Source organism: Allosphingosinicella sp., assembly GCF_036403745.1.
Taxonomy (GTDB): domain Bacteria; phylum Pseudomonadota; class Alphaproteobacteria; order Sphingomonadales; family Sphingomonadaceae; genus Allosphingosinicella.
On sequence record NZ_DASWQI010000032.1, the window covers coordinates 1 to 2,913 of the forward strand.

Below are 2,913 nucleotides of genomic sequence, written 5' to 3' on the forward strand. Positions count from 1 at the left end.
CCCGGGCAAGTCGTTGCAGGTCCTCCGCCAGCGCCGGTGTCAGGATGATCGGGGCGGCAGACAGACAGGGCATGCGCAGGGCTCCAGCGAAGCAGGGCGAGGCGTGAGCCTGTGCCCTGCCCATCCAGGCTGCCCCTGACTCGGGGGAACAGGCCCCCACAGCCGCCAATCGTGGCGATTGTCGCCAGACTGTGGCAGGCCAGACTCACCCGCGCCAGGTCATCCGCTAACGGAGTCGCCACTTCCGGCGAGGTGTACTACAGGTTCTGTAGTTTCCAGGGAACGGTCTTCGCTTTGCGTATTGATACGCTAACGCGGCTCACCCGAAGGTCTGGCGCAATTCCAGGAAGTATGGATTGTCGCTGAGGCACTGGAGCGCTTCGTCGAGCGGCATGGCGCTGGCACCGAAGTCGCCAAGCGCGCCCCAGCCACCGCGGTGTGAGGGGTAGAGCAGCACGACCTCGTCGCCGTTGCCGGTCAACCGCAGCCGCGCCAATGGCTCCCCGGAGCGGCGAGCGAACAGGCTGAAGCCGTTGGCGCGGAAGCGCACCAGCACGCGCCCGCCACGGGCGAACGGACAGCCGCGGATGCGCCTGAGGATAGCGGGATCGGCGGTTATGACGAACCTTCCCCCTGTGTTGCGTTGAGGCTCAACGGCCTTCACCGCAAGGGGTTCAACCGATGTCCTGTGCCGTTATCCCGCCCATCCTGGCCAGCATCATCGCGCACATCACCGCGGCCGTGCCGGCGCGGGCACGCACCACCTTCCTTGACTTGCTGCTGGGTGCGGCCGCGACCAAAGGCGGCCACGTCACCGACGCCATCCTGGCTGGCGGCCTCTCGCGCGGCTGGCGCACGTACTATTGGTTCCTCGAGCAGGGGCGTTGGTCCTGGCTGCGGGTCTGGGCCGCCCTGCTCGAGGTTCTGACGATGCTGTTCCGCCCGGCGGTCTGGTATGCCGTGATCGGTGGAGTCGACGACAGGCGCGGTGGCTGTAGCCTCCCGGCAGGTTGTTGGTGGCGCTTTCGTTCCACCCCCTCAGCCCGGGCTGACCTGGCTCCGTTTCCTGTCGCCGCTCATCGAACCGGACATGCGGAGCTGCCGCATCCGGCTCCCTCCCGTCCCATCAGACCTTCGCTCTCGGCAGGTCGACGCGACGTCGCGGCACAGCGTAGAGACCGAGTGTCTTGTAAAGATACTCGTCCGGGATCTGGGCGAACCCGGTGCCTGTCTGTCCCGACCGTCGCATCAACCAGCGGCGGACCCGCCGTTCGGTATAGGCTCGGATAAGCTCGTAGGTTGGCAAGACCGGTCCTTGGTTGAAGTAGCCACACCAGCCGCGAACCATGCTGCTGATACGGGCGACCGTGTTCGCCGGCTCATCCGTATACCATTGCCGTGATGTCCGCTCGTGGATCCGTCGGAGCAGGCTCTTCACCGACTTCCGCGACGGCCGGGTCCCGATATACGGGCGCCCGTCCTTGCCGTGGAAGCGACCAACCGTGTAGCCGAGGAAGTCGAACGACTCCTCGGGCAAACGGGCGATCCGGGTCTTGGTCGTGTTCACCTCCAGCTTGAGCCGCGTCATGAGCGCCGACATCCGTTCCATCGCCGCCGGCGCATTGCCGGGTCGGCAGCAGATTACGAAGTCATCGGCATAGTTCACGACATGGGCGTCAAGCTGGTCCTGATGGCCGTGCTTCTGCCATGCCAGCAGAAAGCGCCGGAAGTAGCAGTTCGCCATCAGGGGCGAGATCGGCGAGCCCTGCGGGGTGCCCCGCTTGGTCCGTCTCGCTTCGGTGCTCCGCACCGGTCGGCCGCCGACATACTCCACCACCGGTGCCGTCAGCCAGCCCTTGATGATGCGGAGCATACGCCCATCGGCGATCCGCCGGGCCAGGCTGCGCATTAGGTCCGAGTGCGGAATAGAGGTGAAGTAGTCGCGCAGATCCGCGTCCACCACGTCCCGTCGGCCATGTTGCGTCACGTGCCAGTAGACCCGTCGGAGAGCCATCTTGGCATCCAGTCCGGGGCGGAAGCCGTACTGCTGGGGCAGTAAGTCCGCCTCGAAAATGGGACCAATGATCAGCACCGTCGCCATCTCGACCACGCGGTCGCGAATTGGCGGGATGCCGAGAGGCCGCTGGCCTCCGTTGCTCTTCGGTATCCAGACGCGCAGCAGGGGCTGGGGGGTGTAGCGTCCCGAGACCAGCTCCTCCCGCAGCGTTTCCAGCCATCGCTCTCGACCGTGAGCCTCGATCTGTTCGAACGTCTCCCCGTCCACCCCCGGCGCTCCCGCATTGGTGCGGCAGCGGGCGTAGGCTTCCAGGAGCACGTCCTTGCGGCAGACCTTGTCCCAGAGGGCATAGAAGCGAAAGGCTGGTTCAGCCTTAGCTTTCGCCTGCAGCGAGGTCTGCAGCTTCCCAACCGTTTCAGACGGCGTTGGTAGACTCATCGTCAATCACCGGGCTGTCGGCCCTTCCCTCGCCTGGGGCGGGACAGGGCTCCTTCCCTCCGCCGGCATTACCCGACTTCATCGGTACTACGAGCCCATCCGCCATCTGCATCCGCCGGCGCTGGTCCTCACGGGTTCGCCGTTGGCCTGGAGGTGCCGCCTCCCGGCCGCGGTCGCAGACTTCCCTTGTTGCACACTGTCCATGTCCCGTGCGTGCTGCCATCACTACCCCGGTGGGATCGTCAGCTGCGTATCTCGCTCGCTTCACTGACGACGGCGGCCTTCCCCATTGTCATGGTGGGTCGGCTCCCACATTAACGATTTCGAGGCCTGCTCAATGTTCACTCACGTTGCGGCCCGCACGGTCCGCTGACCCCCTACGGGGCTTTTTCTCGAGGTGCTTCAGGCCATTCGTCGCCTCCTGACCCGCCCCGAGTGCTTCCGGCTGGAGCGAGAGT

2 protein-coding genes are annotated in these 2,913 nt (G+C 65.6%); both read right to left on the reverse strand.

Annotated features, from left to right (window positions below):
- Positions 1–319: 319 nt before the first annotated feature.
- Positions 320–556, reverse strand: a complete 237-nt coding sequence (locus VGC56_RS04670; protein WP_464123555.1) for a hypothetical protein — start codon at positions 554–556, stop codon at positions 320–322.
- Positions 557–1,126: 570 nt separating this feature from the next.
- On the reverse strand, positions 1,127–2,455 hold the full coding sequence (gene ltrA / locus VGC56_RS04675; protein WP_464123556.1) for a group II intron reverse transcriptase/maturase: 1,329 nt from the start codon (positions 2,453–2,455) through the stop codon (positions 1,127–1,129).
- Positions 2,456–2,913 lie beyond the last annotated feature (458 nt).